The 19594-nt window shown below is 54.8% G+C and carries 17 protein-coding genes; 8 read left to right on the top strand and 9 right to left on the bottom strand.

Annotated elements, in window-relative coordinates; genetic code table 11:
- Window positions 1–62 precede the first annotated feature (62 nt).
- Window positions 63–4316 (bottom strand): formate dehydrogenase subunit alpha, encoded by a 4254-nt coding sequence (gene fdhF / locus ACWAU4_RS17940; protein WP_208125065.1) that lies wholly within the window; start codon window positions 4314–4316, stop codon window positions 63–65.
- A gap of 187 nt (window positions 4317–4503) precedes the next feature.
- Complete coding sequence (locus ACWAU4_RS17935; RefSeq protein ID WP_025888700.1) at window positions 4504–5481, bottom strand: ion channel; 978 nt, start codon at window positions 5479–5481, stop codon at window positions 4504–4506.
- A gap of 272 nt (window positions 5482–5753) precedes the next feature.
- Between ACWAU4_RS17935 and prfB the strand changes: the two genes are divergently transcribed.
- Window positions 5754–6852 (top strand): peptide chain release factor 2 gene (gene prfB, locus ACWAU4_RS17930; protein ID WP_162173410.1). Its coding sequence is split into 2 segments (ribosomal slippage): window positions 5754–5828 and window positions 5830–6852, totalling 1098 coding nucleotides; the frame shifts between segments, so codons are not numbered across the junction.
- A gap of 17 nt (window positions 6853–6869) precedes the next feature.
- Window positions 6870–8372 carry a lysine--tRNA ligase gene (gene lysS / locus ACWAU4_RS17925; RefSeq protein ID WP_025008954.1) on the top strand — a complete coding sequence of 501 codons (1503 nt, stop codon included), beginning with the start codon at window positions 6870–6872 and terminating at the stop codon, window positions 8370–8372.
- Window positions 8373–8449: 77 nt separating this feature from the next.
- Here lysS and ACWAU4_RS17920 read toward each other — a convergent pair whose 3' ends face one another.
- Window positions 8450–9379, bottom strand: coding sequence for a GGDEF domain-containing protein (locus tag ACWAU4_RS17920; protein ID WP_025888702.1), 930 nt, complete (start codon window positions 9377–9379; stop codon window positions 8450–8452).
- A 136-nt stretch (window positions 9380–9515) separates the two neighbouring features.
- On the opposite strand from ACWAU4_RS17920, the gene ACWAU4_RS17915 reads away from it, so the two are divergent.
- Entirely contained in the window at window positions 9516–9788 is a 273-nt protein-coding gene (locus ACWAU4_RS17915) for a hypothetical protein (protein WP_243756796.1), read from the top strand.
- Window positions 9789–10055, top strand: coding sequence for a hypothetical protein (locus ACWAU4_RS17910; RefSeq protein WP_243756795.1), 267 nt, complete (start codon window positions 9789–9791; stop codon window positions 10053–10055).
- Window positions 10056–10091: 36 nt separating this feature from the next.
- Here the strand turns inward: ACWAU4_RS17910 and ACWAU4_RS17905 are convergent, their stop codons facing one another.
- Both ACWAU4_RS17905 and ACWAU4_RS17900 read right to left on the bottom strand, forming a co-directional pair.
- Window positions 10092–11258, bottom strand: a complete 1167-nt coding sequence (locus ACWAU4_RS17905) for an AAA family ATPase (RefSeq protein WP_096140965.1) — start codon at window positions 11256–11258, stop codon at window positions 10092–10094.
- A 31-nt stretch (window positions 11259–11289) separates the two neighbouring features.
- The gene (locus ACWAU4_RS17900; RefSeq protein ID WP_096141191.1) at window positions 11290–12147 is read right to left on the bottom strand and encodes a DUF72 domain-containing protein; all 858 of its coding nucleotides are present in this window, start codon (window positions 12145–12147) and stop codon (window positions 11290–11292) included.
- 333 nt (window positions 12148–12480) lie between these two features.
- Here ACWAU4_RS17900 and ACWAU4_RS17895 point away from each other — a divergent pair, with 333 nt between their 5' ends.
- Window positions 12481–12918 (top strand): hypothetical protein, encoded by a 438-nt coding sequence (locus ACWAU4_RS17895; RefSeq protein ID WP_025008957.1) that lies wholly within the window; start codon window positions 12481–12483, stop codon window positions 12916–12918.
- Window positions 12919–13008: 90 nt separating this feature from the next.
- Here ACWAU4_RS17895 and ACWAU4_RS17890 read toward each other — a convergent pair whose 3' ends face one another.
- Window positions 13009–14214: an aromatic amino acid transport family protein gene (locus tag ACWAU4_RS17890; protein WP_028779434.1), complete on the bottom strand. Its 1206-nt coding sequence runs from the start codon at window positions 14212–14214 to the stop codon at window positions 13009–13011.
- 369 nt (window positions 14215–14583) lie between these two features.
- Window positions 14584–15474 (bottom strand): LysR family transcriptional regulator, encoded by an 891-nt coding sequence (locus tag ACWAU4_RS17885; protein WP_044735137.1) that lies wholly within the window; start codon window positions 15472–15474, stop codon window positions 14584–14586.
- Between the two features lie 99 nt (window positions 15475–15573).
- On the opposite strand from ACWAU4_RS17885, the gene ACWAU4_RS17880 reads away from it, so the two are divergent.
- Both ACWAU4_RS17880 and ACWAU4_RS17875 read left to right on the top strand, forming a co-directional pair.
- Window positions 15574–16041, top strand: a complete 468-nt coding sequence (locus ACWAU4_RS17880) for a CidA/LrgA family protein (RefSeq protein ID WP_025008958.1) — start codon at window positions 15574–15576, stop codon at window positions 16039–16041.
- A gap of 4 nt (window positions 16042–16045) precedes the next feature.
- Window positions 16046–16735, top strand: coding sequence for an LrgB family protein (locus ACWAU4_RS17875; protein WP_025008959.1), 690 nt, complete (start codon window positions 16046–16048; stop codon window positions 16733–16735).
- Window positions 16736–16999: 264 nt separating this feature from the next.
- Here ACWAU4_RS17875 and ACWAU4_RS17870 read toward each other — a convergent pair whose 3' ends face one another.
- On the bottom strand, window positions 17000–17197 hold the full coding sequence (locus ACWAU4_RS17870) for a hypothetical protein (protein ID WP_141250868.1): 198 nt from the start codon (window positions 17195–17197) through the stop codon (window positions 17000–17002).
- Between the two features lie 271 nt (window positions 17198–17468).
- Between ACWAU4_RS17870 and ACWAU4_RS17865 the strand changes: the two genes are divergently transcribed.
- Window positions 17469–18713: a dicarboxylate/amino acid:cation symporter gene (locus tag ACWAU4_RS17865; RefSeq protein WP_167716556.1), complete on the top strand. Its 1245-nt coding sequence runs from the start codon at window positions 17469–17471 to the stop codon at window positions 18711–18713.
- Window positions 18714–18743: 30 nt separating this feature from the next.
- Here ACWAU4_RS17865 and ACWAU4_RS17860 read toward each other — a convergent pair whose 3' ends face one another.
- Window positions 18744–19190, bottom strand: a complete 447-nt coding sequence (locus ACWAU4_RS17860; RefSeq protein WP_045283010.1) for a hypothetical protein — start codon at window positions 19188–19190, stop codon at window positions 18744–18746.
- Between the last annotated feature and the right edge of the window lie 404 nt (window positions 19191–19594).

Below are 19594 nucleotides of genomic sequence, written 5' to 3'. Positions count from 1 at the left end.
AATGAGCAACTAAAGAAAAATAAAACGGCGCCAATCAGGCGCCGTTTTTTATGGAACTCAGTTTAGGTTTCGGAAGCCAAAGGCGCCTCGGCGCGCTCCGCCTTGACGGCACACACCTTGAACTCAGGAATATGGGCCACGGGATCCAGCGCATTGATAGTTAGTTTGTTGGCCGCCGCCTCCACGAAATGGAATGGCAGGAACAGCACCCCAGGCTGAGCCCGGCGGCTGACAAAGGCCTGAATGAATATCTCACCGCGGCGGCTTTCCAGTTTGAGCCAGTCGCCCTTGCCGACGCCCAAACGTTCGGCATCCTCAACCGAGATCATCACTCTGGGGGAGCCGAGTTCGTCCAGCCCGGCGGTTTTACGAGTCATGGTGCCGGTGTGGAACTGCTCCAGCAGGCGTCCGGTCGACAGCATCAAGGGATAGTCATCGTCCGGCAGCTCAGCCGGTAAACGATAATTGACCGGCTGCAGTCGCCCTTTGCCATGAGTGAAACTGTTGCGGTGCAATACCCGGGTACCCGGATGTTGCTCATCTGGGCAGGGCCACTGCAACCCGGCCGGATTATCCGTGGTTCTGTGCCAACTGATCCCGGCGTAGCTGGGGGTCAGGGCCGTGACTTCCTGCCAAATTGCCTGTTCATCGCTATAGTGCCAGTCGGCGCCCATGGCATTGGCCAGCAGCTGCAGTATCTGCCAGTCCGGACGGGCACTACCTGGCGATTGCAAGGCGACCTCCAGTCGTTGAACCCGGCGCTCGGTATTGGTGAAGTGGCCGCGCTTTTCGGCAAAGGCCGCTGCCGGCAATACCACATCGGCCATTTCGGCGGTTTCGGTGAGGAAGATATCCTGCACTACCAAAAATGGCAGCTTTTTCAGCGCCTTGAGCACATGTGCCTGGTCGGGGTCGCTCAGTACCGGGTTTTCGCCCATCACAAACAGGCTCTGAAGCCGGCCATCCAAAATCGCCTGCATCATATGAGAGGCCGGAATGCCTGTCTCAGGGCTCAGCTTGTCAGTGCCCCAGGCCCGCGCCAGTTTCAGCCGCGCAGCATCGTCATCCAGACGTTGATAGCCACTGAAATAGTTGGGCAGGGCGCCCATATCACAGGCACCCTGGACATTGCTCTGGCCGCGCAAAGGGTTGATCCCGGCGCCGTCGAGCCCGAGGTTACCCAGCAATAGCTGCAAGTTGGCAATGGCGGTGACATTGTCATGGCCTGTGGTGTGTTGGGTAATTCCCATGGCGTAGTAAAGGGCGGTCTTTTTGGCCGTCCCCAGCATCTCGGCCATGGCCGCGATTTCGCTGCTGCTGACGCCTGTCACCATGGCGGCCTGCTCCAGGCTGTAGTCCGGCCGCAACAGCTCTTCGCGCAAGGCCTCAAAGCCTGTGGTGCGGCTGCGGATATAGGCCTTGTCATGCCAATCGTTGAGTAGTATCTGCTGCATGATGGCGTTGAGCAGCATCACATCTGTGCCGGGGCGATGACGCACAAACAGCTCGGCACTGTCGGCTATGCTGACCCGCTTGGGGTCGGCGACCAGGAGTCTGGCTTTGCCGCGGCTGACGACCGACTTGATCCTCGAGGCAATGATGGGGTGGGCGCAGTCAGTATCCGAGCCCAGGATAAAGATGAGATCTGAATCCTCTATGCCGGGAATATCATTGGTCATGGCGCCGCTGCCGAGGGCATCGTAGAGCCCGGTCACTGTGGAGGCGTGGCACAGACGGGCGCAGTGATCCACACTGTTGCTGCCAATAACGGCCCTGAACAGCTTTTGCAGCAGGAAGTTCTCTTCATTGGTGGCCTTGGCGGATGCCAGGGCGCCGAATGAACTCGGGCCAAACTGTTCCAATTGTTCTTGCCAGTGGGCGGCAATATAGCTGATGGCCGTTTGCCAGCTACAGGGTTCCAATTTGCCGTTACGGCGAACCAGCGGCTGGGTAAGACGCTCTTCACTGTTGATAAAGTCAAAGCCGAAGCGGCCTTTGACGCAGAGCATGCCCTGGTTCACAGGTGAGCGCACATCGCCCTCGGCCGCAAGGATACGATTCTGGGTGGTGTCTACCTTGAAGCGGATGCGGCAACCCACGCCGCAATAGGTGCAGATGGTGCTGGTCACCTTGGTGTCTGGGGCTTGTCCTTGGGTCTTGTGGCGGGCATCGACCAGGGCGCCGGTTGGGCACACCTGCAGGCAGTTGCCGCACTGAACACAATCGCTGTCGGCCATGGAAACGCTGAAACCGGCTCTGGGGGCCCGGCGTTCGCTACTGCCTCCCGGCAGCGCCGAGAATTGGTTGGCTTCAAAGCTGATGGCCTTGTGGCCGCTGCGGCGGTGGCAGATGTCAACGCAGGCACCGCAGCTGATGCAGCGGTTGGCATCGAAACGGATAAAGGGGGTGCTCAAATCCTGGGCAAAGTGTCTGGCCTGCAGCGCCGATTCGCCACTGCTATCTTGCTCTAGCAAGCCCTGGCTGCTGACCTTGTATTCACTGGCGTAGTCTCGCAGGCGACAGTCCATATTGGCCTGACAGCCACATTCGAGGCAGCGTTTGGCCTCGGCTTCGGCCATTTGCGGTGTCAGTCCCAGCTCTACTTCGGCAAAGTTACTCAGGCGCTCGGCCACCGGCAGTTCCGGCATCTTGACTCTGGCACTTTTCACCTGTGAGGGGAAAAGATCTTTGGGTAAATCCTGTTGGGACTTGAGCCCTATCGCCTTGCTGGCATTGAACGCCACCGGCGTCAGTGGGCAACTGAGCCCCTGATTGAATAGGGCATCTATGGCCTCGGCGGCGCGGCGACCATCGGCGACCGCTTCCACCGCAGTGGCGGGTCCGCGGCGCACATCGCCGATAACAAACAGTTTTTCCAGCCCAGTGCTCATGCTGATGTCGCAGCCGTTGATCGTATTCCAGCGGCTGAGCGCCGGAGCGCCTTGCAGCAGACGGTTTTCGGCCTGTTGCAGAAAGGCCAGATCCGGTGATTGGGATACGGCGGCGATCAGGGTATCAAACTCGCAGTCGAAGGTTTCGCCGCTGGGCTGCGGTCGGCGGCGGCCGGAGGCATCCGGTTCGCCTAAAGACATTTTTTCCAGTGTGACTCGTGCAAGACGGCCGTCACTGCCGGCATGGTTGGCCACAGGATTGGTCAGTAGCAGGAAGTGGATCCCTTCCTGCTCAGCTTCATGAATTTCAAAGGCTTCGGCCGGCATCTCCTCTTTGGTGCGCCGGTAGATCAGGGTCACCTCGGCGCCGAGGCGTCTGGCGCTGCGGGCACAGTCGATAGCGGTATTGCCGCCGCCGACAACGGCCACTTTCTTACCCGTGACAAGTTGGTGGTCCATTGCCAGATCTTTAAGGTAGTCGACCCCGAGATAGCAGCCGGGCAGGTCGCTGCCGGGATACTCCAGTGGTACGGCCTTTTGCGCGCCCATCGCCAGACAGAGGGCATGATACTCTTCGGCCAGTTTCGGCAGCAGTATCTGCTCGCCTATTGCTGTGTTGGTGTGAATGCGGATGCCGCTGCGCTCCAGCAGCGCTATCTCTCTATCGAGTATTGCCTTGGGCAGGCGATACTCGGGAATGCCGTATCTTAGCCAGCCACCGGCCTTGGGAGCGGCCTCAAAGATGTCCACGTCATGGCCCTGATTGGCGAGGAAGAAACCGGCGCTGAGCCCGGCGGGCCCGGCGCCGATTATGGCCACCTTCTTGCCGCTGGGGTCGGCCTTGGGCGGCTGATAGGGCTCGGTATCGGCCAAGTCCAGATCGGCGGCATGGCGCTTGAGCTGACGTATCGCCAGTGGCTCATCGATCAGGGCGCGGCGACAGGCACTTTCACAAAATGCCGGGCAGACCCGACCGATAGACAGAGGCAGAGGCAGGGTCTGCTTGAGGATCCGCACTGCTTCTGTATGGTTGCCCTGACCTATGTGATATAGGTAAGACTGCACATCGACGCCCGCCGGGCAGGCTTGCTGGCAGGGGGCTTCGCAATCGGCGAAGTGATCTTTCAATATCCGTTTCAGCACCTGCTGCCGATGGCTGTGCACTGCCTGGGTATGATTCTTGAGCTGCATCCCGGCAATTGCCGGAGTCGAGCAGGCCAGCAGTGGCCTGTCTGTGTCGGCCATTATCTGGTCGAGCCTGGTCAGTTGGCACAGGTGTTCATCGGCGCCTTCTGTGGTAGCCGAACCGGGGTCTGTATGGTGACACAGACAAGGAATGTCGATGCCGGCCCGCTGGGCCGCCTGCAACAGGGTCTCGCCCTCAAAGGCGCTGACGGCCTGGCCGTCGATATAGATCTCAAACATGGGCAGCCTTGTTATTTGCTCACCTTGATGGCGGTGAAGTAGGGACTAATTAAGCTGATAACCATGCAGTATATCGATCGCGGGGTTTGCTTCATTGAGCTGGAGCAGGCTTTTGCCGGGGAATTCACAAAGCCTATCGACTCTGTGCACTCATCTGAAAAATGGATTTTAGCCAGTGTGATCTGGCTCAGCGAGTCATCTTCTTGACAAACACCACCACAAACAGGGCTATGGTGAAACTGCCGGTGAAGGCTTCAATGGCGGCCACGGCGCGGGAAAAACCCACAGGGGTGAAGTCGCCGTATCCCAGGGTTGTGAAGGTTACCACTGAGTAATACAGGCAGTTGCCGAACAGTGACAGATAGTCTGTGATGGCGCGGCCCGGGGCAAACTGATGGATTCGGCCATCATAACTGACGCCGGTAAAACAGTAGATGAAGGCACAAACAAACACCAAAGCCAGCGAGAAAATCACCACCCTGAGCGGGTCTTCGCCATAACCGCAGAAGAGATCGATCAACTTGGATAACATCCTTCTGCCGCTCCATTTGGGTAGCAGATGGCGCCGCATGGTGAGCTCGCGGCGAATGTAGAGGCCGGCCATGGCAAACAGGCCTTCACGCTCGGCCGCCTTGCGCAGATCCCGGTAGATCTCTTCGGCCTGTTCAAAGTAGTCGTGGGCGATTTCACGTTCACCGACTCTTTCTGCCTGCAGCGCCATGCGTTCCTGACGCAATAGCTTGCCAGTGTAGATATTCTCGATACGGGCACCATTCCATTTGGCTCCCAGCAGATTGCAGTTGTTGAGCTTGGCGCAGTGCAGGTTGGCGTCACGCAGGTCGGCCTTCATCAGGCTGGCGTTATCCAGAGTCAGATTGAACATGTGGGCGCCTTGAAGGTTGGCCCGATACAGCTCGGCATAGCTCATGTCATAGCCGGTTTTGGAGTGATGTTTTACCAGATCGATACCGGCCAGTTCAGCACCCTTGAGGCAGATGCCTCTGAGCATGCCGCCGCCGCGGGCGAAGGCTTCGAGCCTGGCCCTGTCTTCGGGGTGGTTTTTGACGATTCTCGGGTCGTGCCAGTAACAGAGGCCTGACTCACCGGCCGGTTCCTCACAGCAAAAGCCCTCGTCTTCCTGATAACAGCAATTTTTCTGCTCCATGGTTGCAAGTATAGCCTGTCATTGAAAGCTGCTGATCGGCATGCTCGTCTGGTTTATTTACTGATTGAGTTGGCATATTTGATTTTTTGTCACAGTTTTTTCACCGCGGAATTGGCTAGAGTGTGTCAGATGCTTTATCGGAACAGACGCGGAATACGGCGCCGACGAAAAAAAAACAAGCTTCTGCCCGCAGTGGCATAGGTTTCAGCGGCTGCTTGGGTTAAAATCCCTCGTTTGCATACGTCCTTAACACCAAAGAAAGTTGAAATCGCATGTTTGAAGTCAATCCGGTAAAAAACAAAATCAAGGAGCTTGCCGACCGCACAATGCTCCTTAGGGGGTATCTTTGACTATGACGCCAAGAAAGAGCGTCTGGAAGAAGTAAGCCGCGAGCTGGAAAGCTCCGAAGTATGGAATGAGCCAGAGCGTGCTCAGGCCCTGGGTAAAGAGCGCTCGGCGCTGGAAGTTGTGGTTAAGACCATAGACGATATGGATGCGGGCCTCGAAGATGTCGAGGGGCTGCTGGAGCTGGCCATTGAAGAGGAAGATGAAGAAACCTTCAATGATGCCAACAGTGAACTGGGCGATCTGGAAAAGCGCCTGGAAGAGCTGGAATTCCGCCGTATGTTCTCGGGTCCACAGGACGCTTCCGACTGCTATCTGGACATTCAGTCCGGTTCCGGCGGTACCGAAGCACAGGACTGGGCCAACATGGTGCTGCGCATGTATCTGCGCTGGGGTGAAGAACATGACTTCAACCCTGAACTTATCGAAGTCTCAGACGGCGATGTGGCCGGTATCAAGAGTGCCACCATCAAGTTCAGCGGTGAATATGCCTATGGCTGGCTGAGAACCGAAACCGGCGTGCATCGTCTGGTACGTAAGTCGCCCTTTGACTCGGGTGGCCGTCGCCATACTTCATTCTGTTCTGTGTTTGTTTACCCTGAGATTGACGACTCCATCGAGATCGACATCAATCCGGCCGATCTGCGTATCGACGTGTACCGCGCCTCGGGTGCCGGTGGTCAGCACGTTAACAGAACCGAATCTGCGGTGCGTATTACCCACCTTCCGACCAATACCGTGGTGCAGTGCCAGAACGACCGTTCACAGCACAAGAACAAAGACACGGCAATGAAACAGCTGAAAGCCAAGCTGTTTGAGTTGGAGATGCAAAAGCAGAACGCCGAGAAGCAGGCGGCGGAAGATGCCAAGTCGGATATCGGCTGGGGCAGTCAGATCCGCTCCTACGTGCTGGATGATTCCCGCATCAAGGATCTGCGCACCGGGGTGGAAACCCGTAATACCCAGGCCGTGTTGGACGGTGATCTGGACAGATTTATTGAAGCCAGCCTGAAGTCCGGGCTGTAACAGAGAAGAAGCGGAAAATGACTGAACAAGTATTGGATGAGAACAAGCTGATCGCGGAACGTCGCGCCAAGCTGGAACATGTACGCCAGGGCTGCCCGGCCAATGGTCACCCTAACACTTTCCGTCGCAGCCACAAGGCTGCCGAGCTGCAGGCGCAGTTCGCCGATAAGAGCAAAGAAGAGCTCGAGTCTCTGGGCTTCAAGACCGCCATTGCCGGTCGGATCATGGCCAAACGCGGCCCCTTCCTGGTTCTGCAGGACGTATCCGGCCGCATTCAGGCCTATGCCGGCAAAGAAGTACAGGCTGATCTGAAAGAACGCTATCAGGGCCTGGATATCGGCGACATAGTTGGTGTAAAAGGCACTCTGCACCTGTCCGGTAAGGGCGACCTGTACGTTAATATGGAAGAGTATCAGTTGCTGACCAAGGCGCTGCGCCCACTGCCTGAGAAGTTCCACGGTTTGACCGATCAGGAAACCCGTTACCGTCAGCGTTATGTTGACCTAATCGTCAACCAGGATTCCCGTGATGCCTTCGTCATGCGCTCCAAAGTGGTTGCCGCCATACGTAACTTCATGGTGAAAAAAGAGTTTATGGAAGTGGAAACCCCTATGATGCATGTCATCCCGGGTGGTGCTTCCGCGCGTCCGTTTATCACTCACCACAATGCGCTGGATATCGACATGTATCTGCGTATTGCGCCTGAGCTGTACCTCAAGCGTCTGGTTGTCGGTGGTTTTGAGCGAGTGTTCGAAATCAACCGTAACTTCCGTAACGAAGGTCTGTCGCCACGCCATAACCCTGAATTCACCATGATGGAATTCTATATGGCCTATGCAGATTACCGCGATCTGATGGATCTTACCGAAGAGATGCTGTCTTCCATCGCTCAGGATCTGCTGGGTGACACCAAGCTGCCTTACGGTGAGCACAGCATCGATTTCGGCGGCCCTTACGCCCGCATGAGCATGTTGGAAGCGATTCAGCACTACAACCCAGACAACGCCACTATTCAGGCCATGACCTATGAAGAGGTCAAGGATCTTGAGTTTATGCGTAAGCTGGCCAAGGATGTAGGGTTGGAAATCGAATCTTTCTGGACCTGTGGTCAACTGCTGGAAGAGATCTTCGGTGAAACCGCCGAGCCTAAACTGATGCAGCCTACCTTCATCACCGGCTACCCAGCGGACATCTCGCCACTGGCCCGTCGCAACGATGACAACGACTTCATCACCGACCGCTTCGAGTTCTTCATCGGTGGTCGTGAAGTGGCCAACGGCTTCAGCGAGCTCAATGACGCCGAAGATCAGGACAACCGCTTCAAGGCTCAGGTTGAAGCCAAGGATGCCGGTGACGATGAAGCCATGTTCTATGATGCCGACTATATTACGGCGCTGGAGCACGGCCTGCCACCGACAGCCGGTCAGGGCATAGGTATCGACCGTCTGGTGATGTTGTTTACCAACACTCACACCATTCGTGATGTGATCCTGTTCCCGGCCATGCGCCCACAGGCTTAAGTTCAGTCGCTCGAATTAGACGAGTCTATGCAATGAAGAAGTCGGCCAAGTGCCGGCTTTTTGTTTGTCCGTATTTTTTAGGGCGATTCAGTGCACTTTGGCCCCTTGGCCAGCACAATCCGGTTGCGGCCCTGTGCTTTGGCTTGGTAAAGGGCGCCATCGGCCCTGGAAACCACGGCATCTATACTGGTATCACTGCATTGAAACTCGCTGAGGCCGCCGCTGATACTGGCGCATTCAGCGGCAATCCCCAAGGCTCTGAGGCGCCGGGCACACTCGCTTCGTAGGCGCTCGGCTATGGGTAATGCCTGCTCGGCAGCAGTGTGGGGCATAAGAATGACAAATTCATCGCCGCCGTAACGGGAGGCGATATCCTGAGCTCTGAGGCTGGCCAGGCAGACCTCTCCCAGAGTAACTATCGCCTTGTCGCCCATCAGATGGCCAGAGCTGTCGTTGAGTTTCTTGAGATTATCGAGATCGAAGATCAATATGCTGGTCGGGGTTCGGTAACGCTGAAACAGGGTTAGGTTTTCTGTCAGCAGTTTGAGCAACTTACGGCGGTTGTAGAGCTGAGTGAGCGGATCGCGCTCGCATCTTTCCCTGAGCTCCTGCTCCAATTGATGGCGGCGGGTAATATTGCTGGCGACCCAGACCACGGCATCTTCACCCTCTATTTGAAAATCCAGCGCCTGTACCCGACCTTCAAACCAGATGGGCTCTGCGGGACCTTGCTCTGTGAGTCCCTTGACGTCGTTGCCGCCAAGACTGTATTCCACCACCCAGAGACGGCGGCTCAGCAAGGCTTGCGCAATCTGGCTCAGAAACCATTCGCACTTGGGCTGCTGGATGACCTGGGAGATGTATTGCCCTATCAAGGTTGTGCCGTCGTGATAGTAGCGACTGTCGGAACCTCCCAGTACCGCGGCATAGCGGCCACTGCGGGTCAGAATAAATACCGGATCCGGTAAAGCGGCGAAGATAGATAAGGTCTGGGACAGAGAAAACATTTTGTCTCCTCATGGGGTTTTGGTTTTATCTTAGTCCAATATATTGAATTTACGGGGCAAAATCGATTTTTTCTGCAGAAACTATACTGGAGATCTCGGTGTTGTTGTATCCGAGTTCAACCTGGAGGCTGATTTGATGAAAACTTCAGCTCTAATTTTGACTTTGACCCTGTCTTCCTTCGCCAGTGCCACCCATGCCGCACTCACTGAAGCACAGCAGATTATGTTGGATGACGCCCTGAATGCCGCTCCGCCCACCATACGTGCCAGTGTTACCGTTGTTGATTGGAACAAGAATGTGCTGCAACAAGGTGATGGCAGCTACACCTGCTTTCCAACTCCGCCACAGCTCAAGGGAACGGCTCCCATGTGTATGGATGGTCCCTGGATGGAATGGGCACACGCCTAGATGGAGAAAAAACCATTTCAAGCCAAAGCGATAGGTATTTCCTACATGCTGGCCGGTGATGGTGGGGCCAGCAATATCGACCCTTATGCCGAAATGGAAACCGCGGATAATCAATGGATAGTCGAAGGGCCGCACCTGATGATTCTGCTGCCGGATCCTGCCATGCTCGACAGTTTGCCGACTGACCCGGCTCAAGGTGGGCCCTATGTGATGTGGAAGGGCACGCCCTATGCCCACATAATGATCCCGGTCGGTGCCAGGAAGTAAGGATTCGAGTCACTCACCTTAGCCCGCAATCGCGGGCTAGTTATTGTGCCAGCGCCACGGCGGAGTCGAGAGCAAATCTTGCCCCTGGACACAAGTGGCCCCCAGCTGTTTATCCAGCTGCAATGTGTTGCAGTCTCCCTGGGTTTCCAGCGCATGGATTAATCTTGCGGCGTGTGACACTATCCAGAGCTGACACACAGAAGAGGCCTTGATGATTAAACGCGCCAGCGCGGGCAAGAGATCGGGATGCAGGCTGGTTTCGGGCTCGTTAAGCACCATTAACTCCGGCGGTCTGGGAGTCAGTAAAGCAGCCACCAACAGTAAGTACCTTAGAGTACCGTCGGACAATTCACTCAGCGACAGGGGTCTTAGCAGGCCTTGTTGGTGAAATGCCAGTTGCAGCATGCCGGCCCCCGTGGCCACTATGCTGATAGTGGCACCGGGAAAGGCATCTTTGATCGCATGATGGAAGGCGTCGGCATCACCTATCTCGAAAATAGTTTGAATCGCCGATACCAGATCGCGACCATCATGGTGCAGCACTGGGGTCAGGGTCGCCAGCTGCGCTCGACGGGCCGGTGCTTGTTGATCGCTGCGGAAATGATCGTAGAAACGCCAGGCTCGAATTCTATCCCTGAGGGTGAGGATCTCTGGGCTGCGTTCAGGATCGGCCAGTTGGCTGAGCATGCTGTCGCCGAGATGGAGATGGTTGTCCAGTAGTTGCCAGCCATGCTCCCCGCGTCTTTTCACCAGGGCACCGCGGCGCTCAACCAACACAGAGGCAGGCCGATAGAGGGAGCCGCACCAGATGGCTTCGCGTTTGATTTGGGGATCCAGGCCAAATAGCGTCGTAGAGTCAGGTTTGGGGAGTCCAAGTTCGATGAGATAGCTGAAGTCATCGGCGGCAAAACCCAATTTAAGGCGTTTGCTCTGGTGGCGCACGGTTCCTTCTATGTTGGCCGTACCTGCCAACATATCGCGACTGAACTTTTCCGGACCGGCCCAGAAACTGGACTCCAGGCCGCCTTCTTTTGCCAATGCCTTGACCACGCCCCCATCAGCCGTTTGCGCCAGCAGTCTCAACGCCTTGTAGAGATTGGACTTGCCACTCCCGTTGCTGCCTGTCACCAGGTTCAGGCGCTCCAGCGGCAACACCACTTCACGTAACGAGCGGTAATTTTCTATCGCCAGACAACTCAGCATAAGGACCTCGCGGATAAATAGCTTGTGCCGGTCACAGTGCCAGACCCAGCTGTTGGTTTTGGGAGTCAGCCTGTTCAGCTAGCAGAAACGCCTGAAGAGGTTGGCCGTGTTTGGCTTGCCAGCGAGCGCTCAGCAGACGCTGCAGGCTTATGGCCAGCTCAGGTGCCTGGGCATTATCCGGGGTGTGGATGAACAGATAGGGTTGGCGCTCCTCCTCCAGCCATTGGCATAGCTTGTCCAGCCAAGGCTTGAAGAAGCCCTGATTGGCCTCAAGCTCAGGGTGGCCGATAAAGCGCACTGTGGGATAGCGGCCGGTGGCTATGGCATGTACCGGTACTTTGGGTTTCTTTTCATGGGCATCGATGACGGCGGCACTGTTTGGCGGCGCGGCAAATACCGGTCGGGTGTCCATTATGATGCGGTTGACCGAGCGCTGCAGCAGCAAGCGGTTGAGTTGACGCTCGGCTTCCCCTTTGGCAAAGAAGGCCGGGTGGCGCACCTCAACCCCAAGAGGCAACTCGGTTGGCAGTTTGCCAAGAAAGGCGTCCAGTGACCCAAGGGCTTCTGGGCCAAAATAGCCGGGCAACTGAATCTTCCACAGACCTGTCTTGGCAAACAGTGGCGACATCACCTGCAGGAACTGCTTGAGCTCATCGTCACAGTGCCTCAGTTGCAACTTGTGAGTGATCTCCTGTGGCAGTTTAAAGGTAAAGCGAAAGTCCTCACCCACGGCATCGCGCCAGTTACTGACGCTGTTTGCTGACGGGGTGGCATAAAAGCTGGTGTTGCCCTCCACCGTATTGAAAACCTCGGCGTAGCGCGCCAGACGCTCGGCTTGAGGCGTCCCCTTTCCATAAAGGCTTTGCTGCCACTGGTTATGGGACCACATGGCCAGTCCCAATTTCAGCTCTGGTATCTGTTGCTGACCGCTCACCACGGGCTCCGTCAAATGAGTCTCCGGCGCTATTGTGTCTGCCGTCACTATTGGGGTCAAGTTTGCCAAGTGAGTACAGCAGGCGCTATTGCCGCCACAAAATGCACAGATTTCCAGCAGAGTTCAAATTGATAACACATTGAGTTTGCGACGCTTCTTGATGCTTGCGTATAATGAACCGGCCGTTGTGAACGGCAGTAACCACAGACATAAGGACAAGATGTCGTTAAATTGGGTTGAAGCCGACCCGCGTGTTTCAGCCCATTCCATTCAAATTAAGGATGATTTATGCCCGATCCCCAGAGTGCCTCAGCGCAGGACGAGCCGTTACCCCAGACAGTAACCCTTGCAGACTTACCCGCCGATATCCAATTGGTATTGCCGATAGACAATGCGCCGAGCGCGATAGCCAGGTTGGCCTTTGGGGTATTACTGCTGAGTGCCTCCATTCTCTGGTGGCTGCTGGATGACGCCAGTGCGCTGCAAATAGGCAATCCCATGGTGGCCAATCTGCTGGCGCTGGTTGGAGTCTTGCTTGGCGGCGCCAGTTTTATCAGTGGCAGGAGCGCAATGCAGCAAAGGCAGCAGCGGCGCCAACAGGCCCTGGAACAGCAGCTGGATCAGCGAGTCGTCATCAGTGAGCAAGAGATCCCGGAAGGGTTTGACCTGGTTTTTTCCCAGCTGTCAGCCAGTCGCTTCAGAGTATCGTTGGAACCGATAAACTGAAGGATGAACCAAAGTAAAACGCAGCCCGAGAGCTGCGTTTTACTTTAAGAATGGACGGCGGCCAGTTTGCCGACTCCATACAATCCCTTGTTAGCCTACCTTGGTCAGTATCCCGGCCATTTGCAGCAGTTGGCTGAGAATAATCACCACCCCGCACAGCGCAGCCAGCATGAGTGCCGCTTTGCCGCCGCCAACCCGGTAGCTGCCCTCGGACATTGGCTGGCTCCTTTGCTTCCAGACCATGGCGACGGGCAGGAATACTGCCAGTATCACCAAAGCTATCGAGGCATAGCCCAGGGCGGCCATAAATCCCTGAGGGTAGAAGAGGGCAAATCCCAGCGGAGGCAGGAAGGTGATGGCCGCCGTTTGCAGCCTGTGGCCGGCACTGTCGTTGCGTCGCAGAATATCGCCCATAAAATCAAATAGCCCCAGGCTGACTCCCAGGAAGGAGGTGGCCAGTGCCAGGTCGGCAAATATGGATACAGTCTGGCCTATCATGGGGTTATGCAGCAGTTGCCCCAAGCCATTGATGAATTTGGGGAGCTCCTTGGAGGCCATCAATTCACTCTGGCTCAAGGCGCCCTGACTGGCCAGTTGCCAAAGCAGGTAAACCAGCAGCGGCAGGGCCGAGCCGACAATCATGATCTTCTTCAGCGCCTTGATATCCAGCCCCACATAGCGCACCACTGAGGGGATAGAGCCGTGAAACCCAAAAGAGGTGAAGATTACCGGCAGGGCAGAGATGACCAAACCTTGCTGCAACGGCAGCTCCAGCAGGTATCCGCCTTGGGCGTGGGGCAACAGCAGCGCCAACATGATGACCAGGGCAATAATCTTCAAGGCAAATAACACCCGGTTAATCATATCGACCGAATGAGTGCCTATGGCGACCACCAGGGCTATCAGCAGGGCAAAGCCAATGGCACCCACCTGGGGGGGAAGTGTTAAATCCGCATAGCGAACCAATTTATCGTTGAGCTGGGCACCACCACCGGCAATATAGGCGGCGCACAGGGCGTACAGCAGGAACATCATCGCCAGGCTGGCCAGCAACTGCCCCTTACGGCCGAGCAACTTGTGCGCCAAGGTGTGCAGAGTGGCATGAGCCGGGGCATGTTGATGCACTTCCAGCATTAACAGCGCTGTGTAACTCATCAATCCCCAGAGTAGTAGCATCAGTATCGAGGCGACCCCGAAACCCAGGCCGGCAGAAGCCAGCGGCAGCGCCAGCATCCCGGCGCCTATCGTGGTGCCTGCAATGATCAGCATGCTACCGAAGGTTTTGTTGTTCTTCATTTTATTACATTCTCAACAAGCATTTTCGTACTGGGTCCCCAGGGTTTTGGTTTGAGGGATCCCCAAGAGAGCCGGATAACCGGTAACGAAACCTGACAACAAAGCCACAATGGCTCACAGGAGAGGGAAGTTCAGGTCATTATCCCCATCAAAGCCAATGTGGCTTGGGATAGAGATAAAGCTTGTGTATTGGCCGCATTGCGAACCTCGGGTTGTGTAAATGAACCCCGGGCCCATTGGGCCCGGAAAAGTGTGATTCACCTTAGCGGCGCGAAAAGAGGGTGTCAATGAGTTTGTACTGCTGTAACGGTACGCTGTGACTCGGTTGGCGAAAATTAACTCGGCTGCAGCACTTGAAGCGTCGGGATTTCAGCTCAGCGCCAGCCGTTGTCTGACCAGCTCGACCATGGCCTGGGCGGCAAAAGACAGTGGTTGCCCCCGGCGCCAAAACAGCGACAGCTCCCAGATCAGATCGGATGCGGCCAGAGGAATACTGATCACCCCGGCCACCGCGTGGCGCTCGGCAATAAAGCTGGGCAGTATCATGGCACCTGTGCCTGCTGCCACCAGGGCGATACCAAAGTCGGGATGACTGACCCGAGTCACATCTTTGGGGCTGAAGCCGGCTCTCTGACAGGCATTTATCACCAGCTCATGCAGGGCATATTCGGGTTCGAACAGTATCTGTGGAATATCTGCCAATGCCTTGAGGGTCAGCTCTTGGCTATTGGCCAAAGGATGTTGTCTTGGCAATACCACCACCATTGGGTCGCGGCGGATCCTGATGCCATCAAACTCATCCTCAAAGGAGATGATCCCGGTTGCCAGTTCGATTTCCCCCTTCTTGAGGGCCGCGGTTTGCTCTACGCCGCCGCGAACCAAGAGATGCATCTGCACCTTGGGATAGCGGCTGCGAAAGCGGGCGATGACAGGAGCAAAGAGTTCGGCACTGCCGAGGGGGGCCAGTCCCAGATGCAGTTCACCCGAGTTGAGACTGCGCTGCGCCGCCAGCTCTCTGAGCATGTTGCGACGTACATTCAATAGTTCCTGGCCGTGACGGTAGACGACCTCTCCGGCTGCTGTGGGACGTAACTGGCTGCCGCGTTTGCCCCTTTCCAAGAGCACAAGATCCAGATCCTGTTCCAACTGGCGAATAGACTTGGACAGCGCGGGTTGGGTCAGGTGGATCTTTTCCGCCGCTTTGGCAAATCCGCCGGCATCCACTATCTCAATAAAGTAGCGAACAACTTTCAGATCCAATTGAATAACTCTATGGAATGCAAACTATGCTTAATATTCATTTTTTTTATTGATATTGCAAGCCTAGAATAAACCCCAGTTAAGTTATTCGGTAAAGATATGCACTCCCTCAGCAAACGCCCGGCTTCTCCTCACAGAGTGGCCAAAGTCATTTGGCTCCAAGGCAAACACATAAGCGCGACCTTGCTGCAAATTGCGGCTATCTGTTTGCTTGCATGGGCCACTCATGCCTTGGCCGCCGCTTTGCATTCTCCCATTCCCGGCAGTGTGCTTGGGATGCTGGTAGTGTTGTTGGCGCTCGGGCTCAAGCTTATACCGGAAAAGGCGTTGCAACTGGGAGCGGCCTGGTTGATTGGCGATCTCTTGCTGTTTTTTATTCCACCCGTGATTTCAGTACTCAAGTATGAAACCCTGCTGGAGGAGTATGGTTTCAATATTATGCTGACCCTGGTGCTCGGCAGCGCTTCGGTATTGCTGGGAACCGGTTTCGTGGTGGATAGGGTGTTTCGCTTCGAGCGGCGCCTCAATTTGAAACGCCAACTGGCCAAACATGGAGTGCAAGGGTAACCCTATGTCTCATACCTTGCTTGCTCTCTTGAGTCTGCTGATCACTCTTATCTGTTATTACGGCGCCAAGGCTTTATATCGAAGGCATCGTAGCTGGTGGTTGGCACCGATATTTTTGGCGCCTTTGGCCGTGCTGGCCGTGGTGCTGCTGTTGGCGATCCCTCTGCCGACCTATTTTGAGTACACCCATTGGCTGATGGCATTACTGGCTCCGGCCACCATAGCTTTCGCTGTACCTATTTACCGCGAGCGCAAGTTAATCCGCCGTTATCCGATCACCATTAGCCTTGGGGTTATGGCCGGACTCATGCTGGGCCTGGTGTCATCCTGGCTGTTGGTCAAGTTGGTGCCTCTGCCCAGTGAACTGAGCCACAGCGTACTGGTACGCTCTGTGTCGACTCCATTTGCCATGGAGGCCACTGGTGCCTTCGGTGGCGTGCCGGAATTAACCGCCATGTTGGTGTTGCTCACCGGCGTGATAGGCATGCTGGTGTGTGAGCCGCTGTTTAAATTGGCGAGGATAAAAACATCTCTTGGGAAAGGGGTGGCACTCGGTGCTTCTGCCCATGGGGCCGGCGCCGCCAAAGCCAGTGAGTTTGGTCAGCAGGAAGGCGTGATTGCCAGCTTGACGATGATCTTTACCGGCATTGCCATGGTGCTCGGCGCGCCCTTATTTGCGTTGATTTTTGTTTGATTTAACCGAATTTGATTCAAGTAGGTGACCTGGCCACAAGGGTTACTGCCATTTTTGAGTCTATCCATCACCCGATGGCCTTTTCTTGTGGTGACCGCCTGCATCGTCAGGCGTTTTTCCTGAGCCTCTCAGGTAATATGTTGCTTGATTTGCCGGTGCGCCCCACCGGCTTTTTTTTGTCCATTTTTTAGCTAGATGACTATCTTTTCCGATAGCGCATTTATGCTTCCCCTGTCCCGTATTTGTGGTTTCCTCCTTCGCTGTTTATCTCGTATTTTTATGCGTGGTTTGCTCTGTGGCTGCTTTTGTGTCTGAAGCTGTGCAGGCAGGAAATTCCGGTTTGATGGCGAAATTAACAAGCAGGATCTGCAGTAAAATAGCGGCTTGGCTAATTGGCTCACTGCTAATTCCATATTTATTGGTTTTTAATGCTTCTTTATATGATTTTTTGGAGTTATTCACTGTCAAGTATTTTGTATTTGTTTGCTATTTGTTTCTGATTTGTGCTTTTGTAAACGCGCCATTCTTGAGTGAATTTATTTAATAAGTTTAAAAATTATTTAAAAACAATGTTTTCTGCATTTTATTTGACAGCTGTTGCATGTTGCCCAGGCGAGTTTTGATCATTTTGTCATTGAATTTTTGAGTAGCATGTTTCACTATCCCTTCCCAGAGCGAACAGGGAAGACAGTTGTGCATCAGGAACGATGCCGAATTGGAACGTACAATGGCGATACTCAAATCTCTTTCCGGACGGATCTTTATGGGTCTGTTCAGCGGCCTGTTGTTGGGCTCACTGGTGCAATATGGGCTGGGCCATATCGGCTTCTTTTCCGGTACCTTGGTCGAGGTAGCCACCGCGGCAGGCACCATGTTTGTCAATATGATCATGATGCTGGTGATGCCGCTGGTGTTTGTCAGCATAGTCTGTGGTGTCTGCGAATTGCAGGATCTCAAGAGCTTCGGCCGCTTGGGCGGCAAGACTTTCAGCTTCTATATCATCAATACTCTGGTCGCCATCCTGGCGGCGGTGTGTGTGTCACTATTGCTGCAGCCCGGTGTCGGGGTTGATATGAGTGGTGGCACGGATGTGGCCATTACCGCGACTGAACTGCCCAATTTGATGAGTCTGATTGTCGGCATAGTGCCAAGCAATCCTGTCGATGCCTTTATGTCGGGCAACATGTTGCAGGTGATCTTTATGGCGCTGCTGCTGGGCGGAGTTATCAAGTCGCTGGATGAAGCCGGCAGCTCAGCTGTCAGAGGCTTTCAGGTCGCCAATAGGATCATGATGAAGCTCATTATGACTGTGATGCAGTTGGCGCCATTTGGTGTGTTTGCGCTGATGTTCAAACTGGGTGCCACCCTGGAAGCCAAAGTCTTTCTCAGTGTGCTGGGTTATATGGCGATTATTCTAACCATGCTGCTGCTGTGGATTTTCATTGTTTATCCTCTGGCTGTGGCTGTGTTCACCCCGGTCAGTGCCAAGAGTTTTCGTGCCAAGACCCAAGAGCAGATCCTTTTCTCTCTGTCGACTGCCAGCTCCAATGCCACCATCCCGGTGACCATGCGAACCTTGACCGAAAAGCTCGGGGTTAACAAAGCAGTGGCAGGGTTTGGCGTGCCTCTGGGTGCCACCATGAATATGGGCGGCGTGTCGATTTATATCACTATCGCCATCTTCTTTGTCGCCAACGCCTTTGGTCAGCCTATCTCCAGTGAACAGCTGCCAACTCTGATATTCAGTATCTTTCTGCTGTCGGTGGGCGCCGGCGGGGTTCCCGGCGGCGGTATGGTGATGATAGGTGTATTAATCCATCAACTGGGCTTACCCGTGGAAGCTTTTGCGATAGTGGCGGCGCTGGACAGAATCATAGATATGGTGCTGACTTCCTGCAATGTGGTGGGCGACGCTGCAGTGCTTACCATAGTGGACCAAACAGAGAAGGTACATCAGACAGAGGCGGTTAACGCCTGATAAAGAATCCGGCCACTGGCCGGATTTCTTTTATGGCTGACAGCTGGATTTGAGCTGTGCCAGACTGGTTTGGAAATCACTCATCTGGATAGCCGATGAGAAAGAGCCACCGGAACGAAACGAGATAACTTCAAGCGAAATTGGCTCACTGTGGAGCGAGGTCAGTTCGGCCCAGAGATCTTCATCGGCGCGGGCCTGGGTGGTGAGTGTCGTCAACGAGCTCACGCTGGCCAGTTGCAGGATCTCACCATCGGCGGTTCTTAACACCAAGACACTGGGATCCTGACTATAGGCATAAGACTGAGGCACCCTCACTATCAATCTCGGCTGGGGTTGTTGCACTGAGCACTGTATCTGCAGTTGAGTCGCATCCTGATGGAAGGATATCTGGTGGAAATGTTCTACATCACCTCGGCAATGAAATGCCGTCAAAGCCAACGCGCTTAGCAGAGGTGCAGACAGCAGCAACTTATTCATAGTGTCTCTTGGAAAGGTTAACTAACGGCGTCAAATTAAGTACTTTTGTCAAAAGCTTGGCGATTTTATAGCAGAGGTTGTTTTTTGGGTAATTATTATTGTTTCGTTTGCTGGTAACTTCTCATTTGTATGACCTTAGGTTTACATGCCGTACTGTATATGGCTTTTGTCTATTTATCCTGTTTGAAACTCATTGCCTGTAGTCTGGAAGTTTGGCCCTGAGAGACTGTTTTAACTAATGGCTATCAATTGGACCAAAGCTGGATGGAATAGGGCTGATGACTCGGGAGCAGCGAGCCTTGATATGCGGGGGATTCTTCCTGGTAACCAACTTAAACCTATGCACTTAAACCCATGCACTTGAAGCTGTGAAATGCCAATAAAAAAGCCAGCTGTTGGCTGGC

This window comes from Shewanella sp. FeAMO (assembly GCF_053653955.1).
This window is presented reverse-complemented; position numbering and strand designations above follow the sequence as displayed.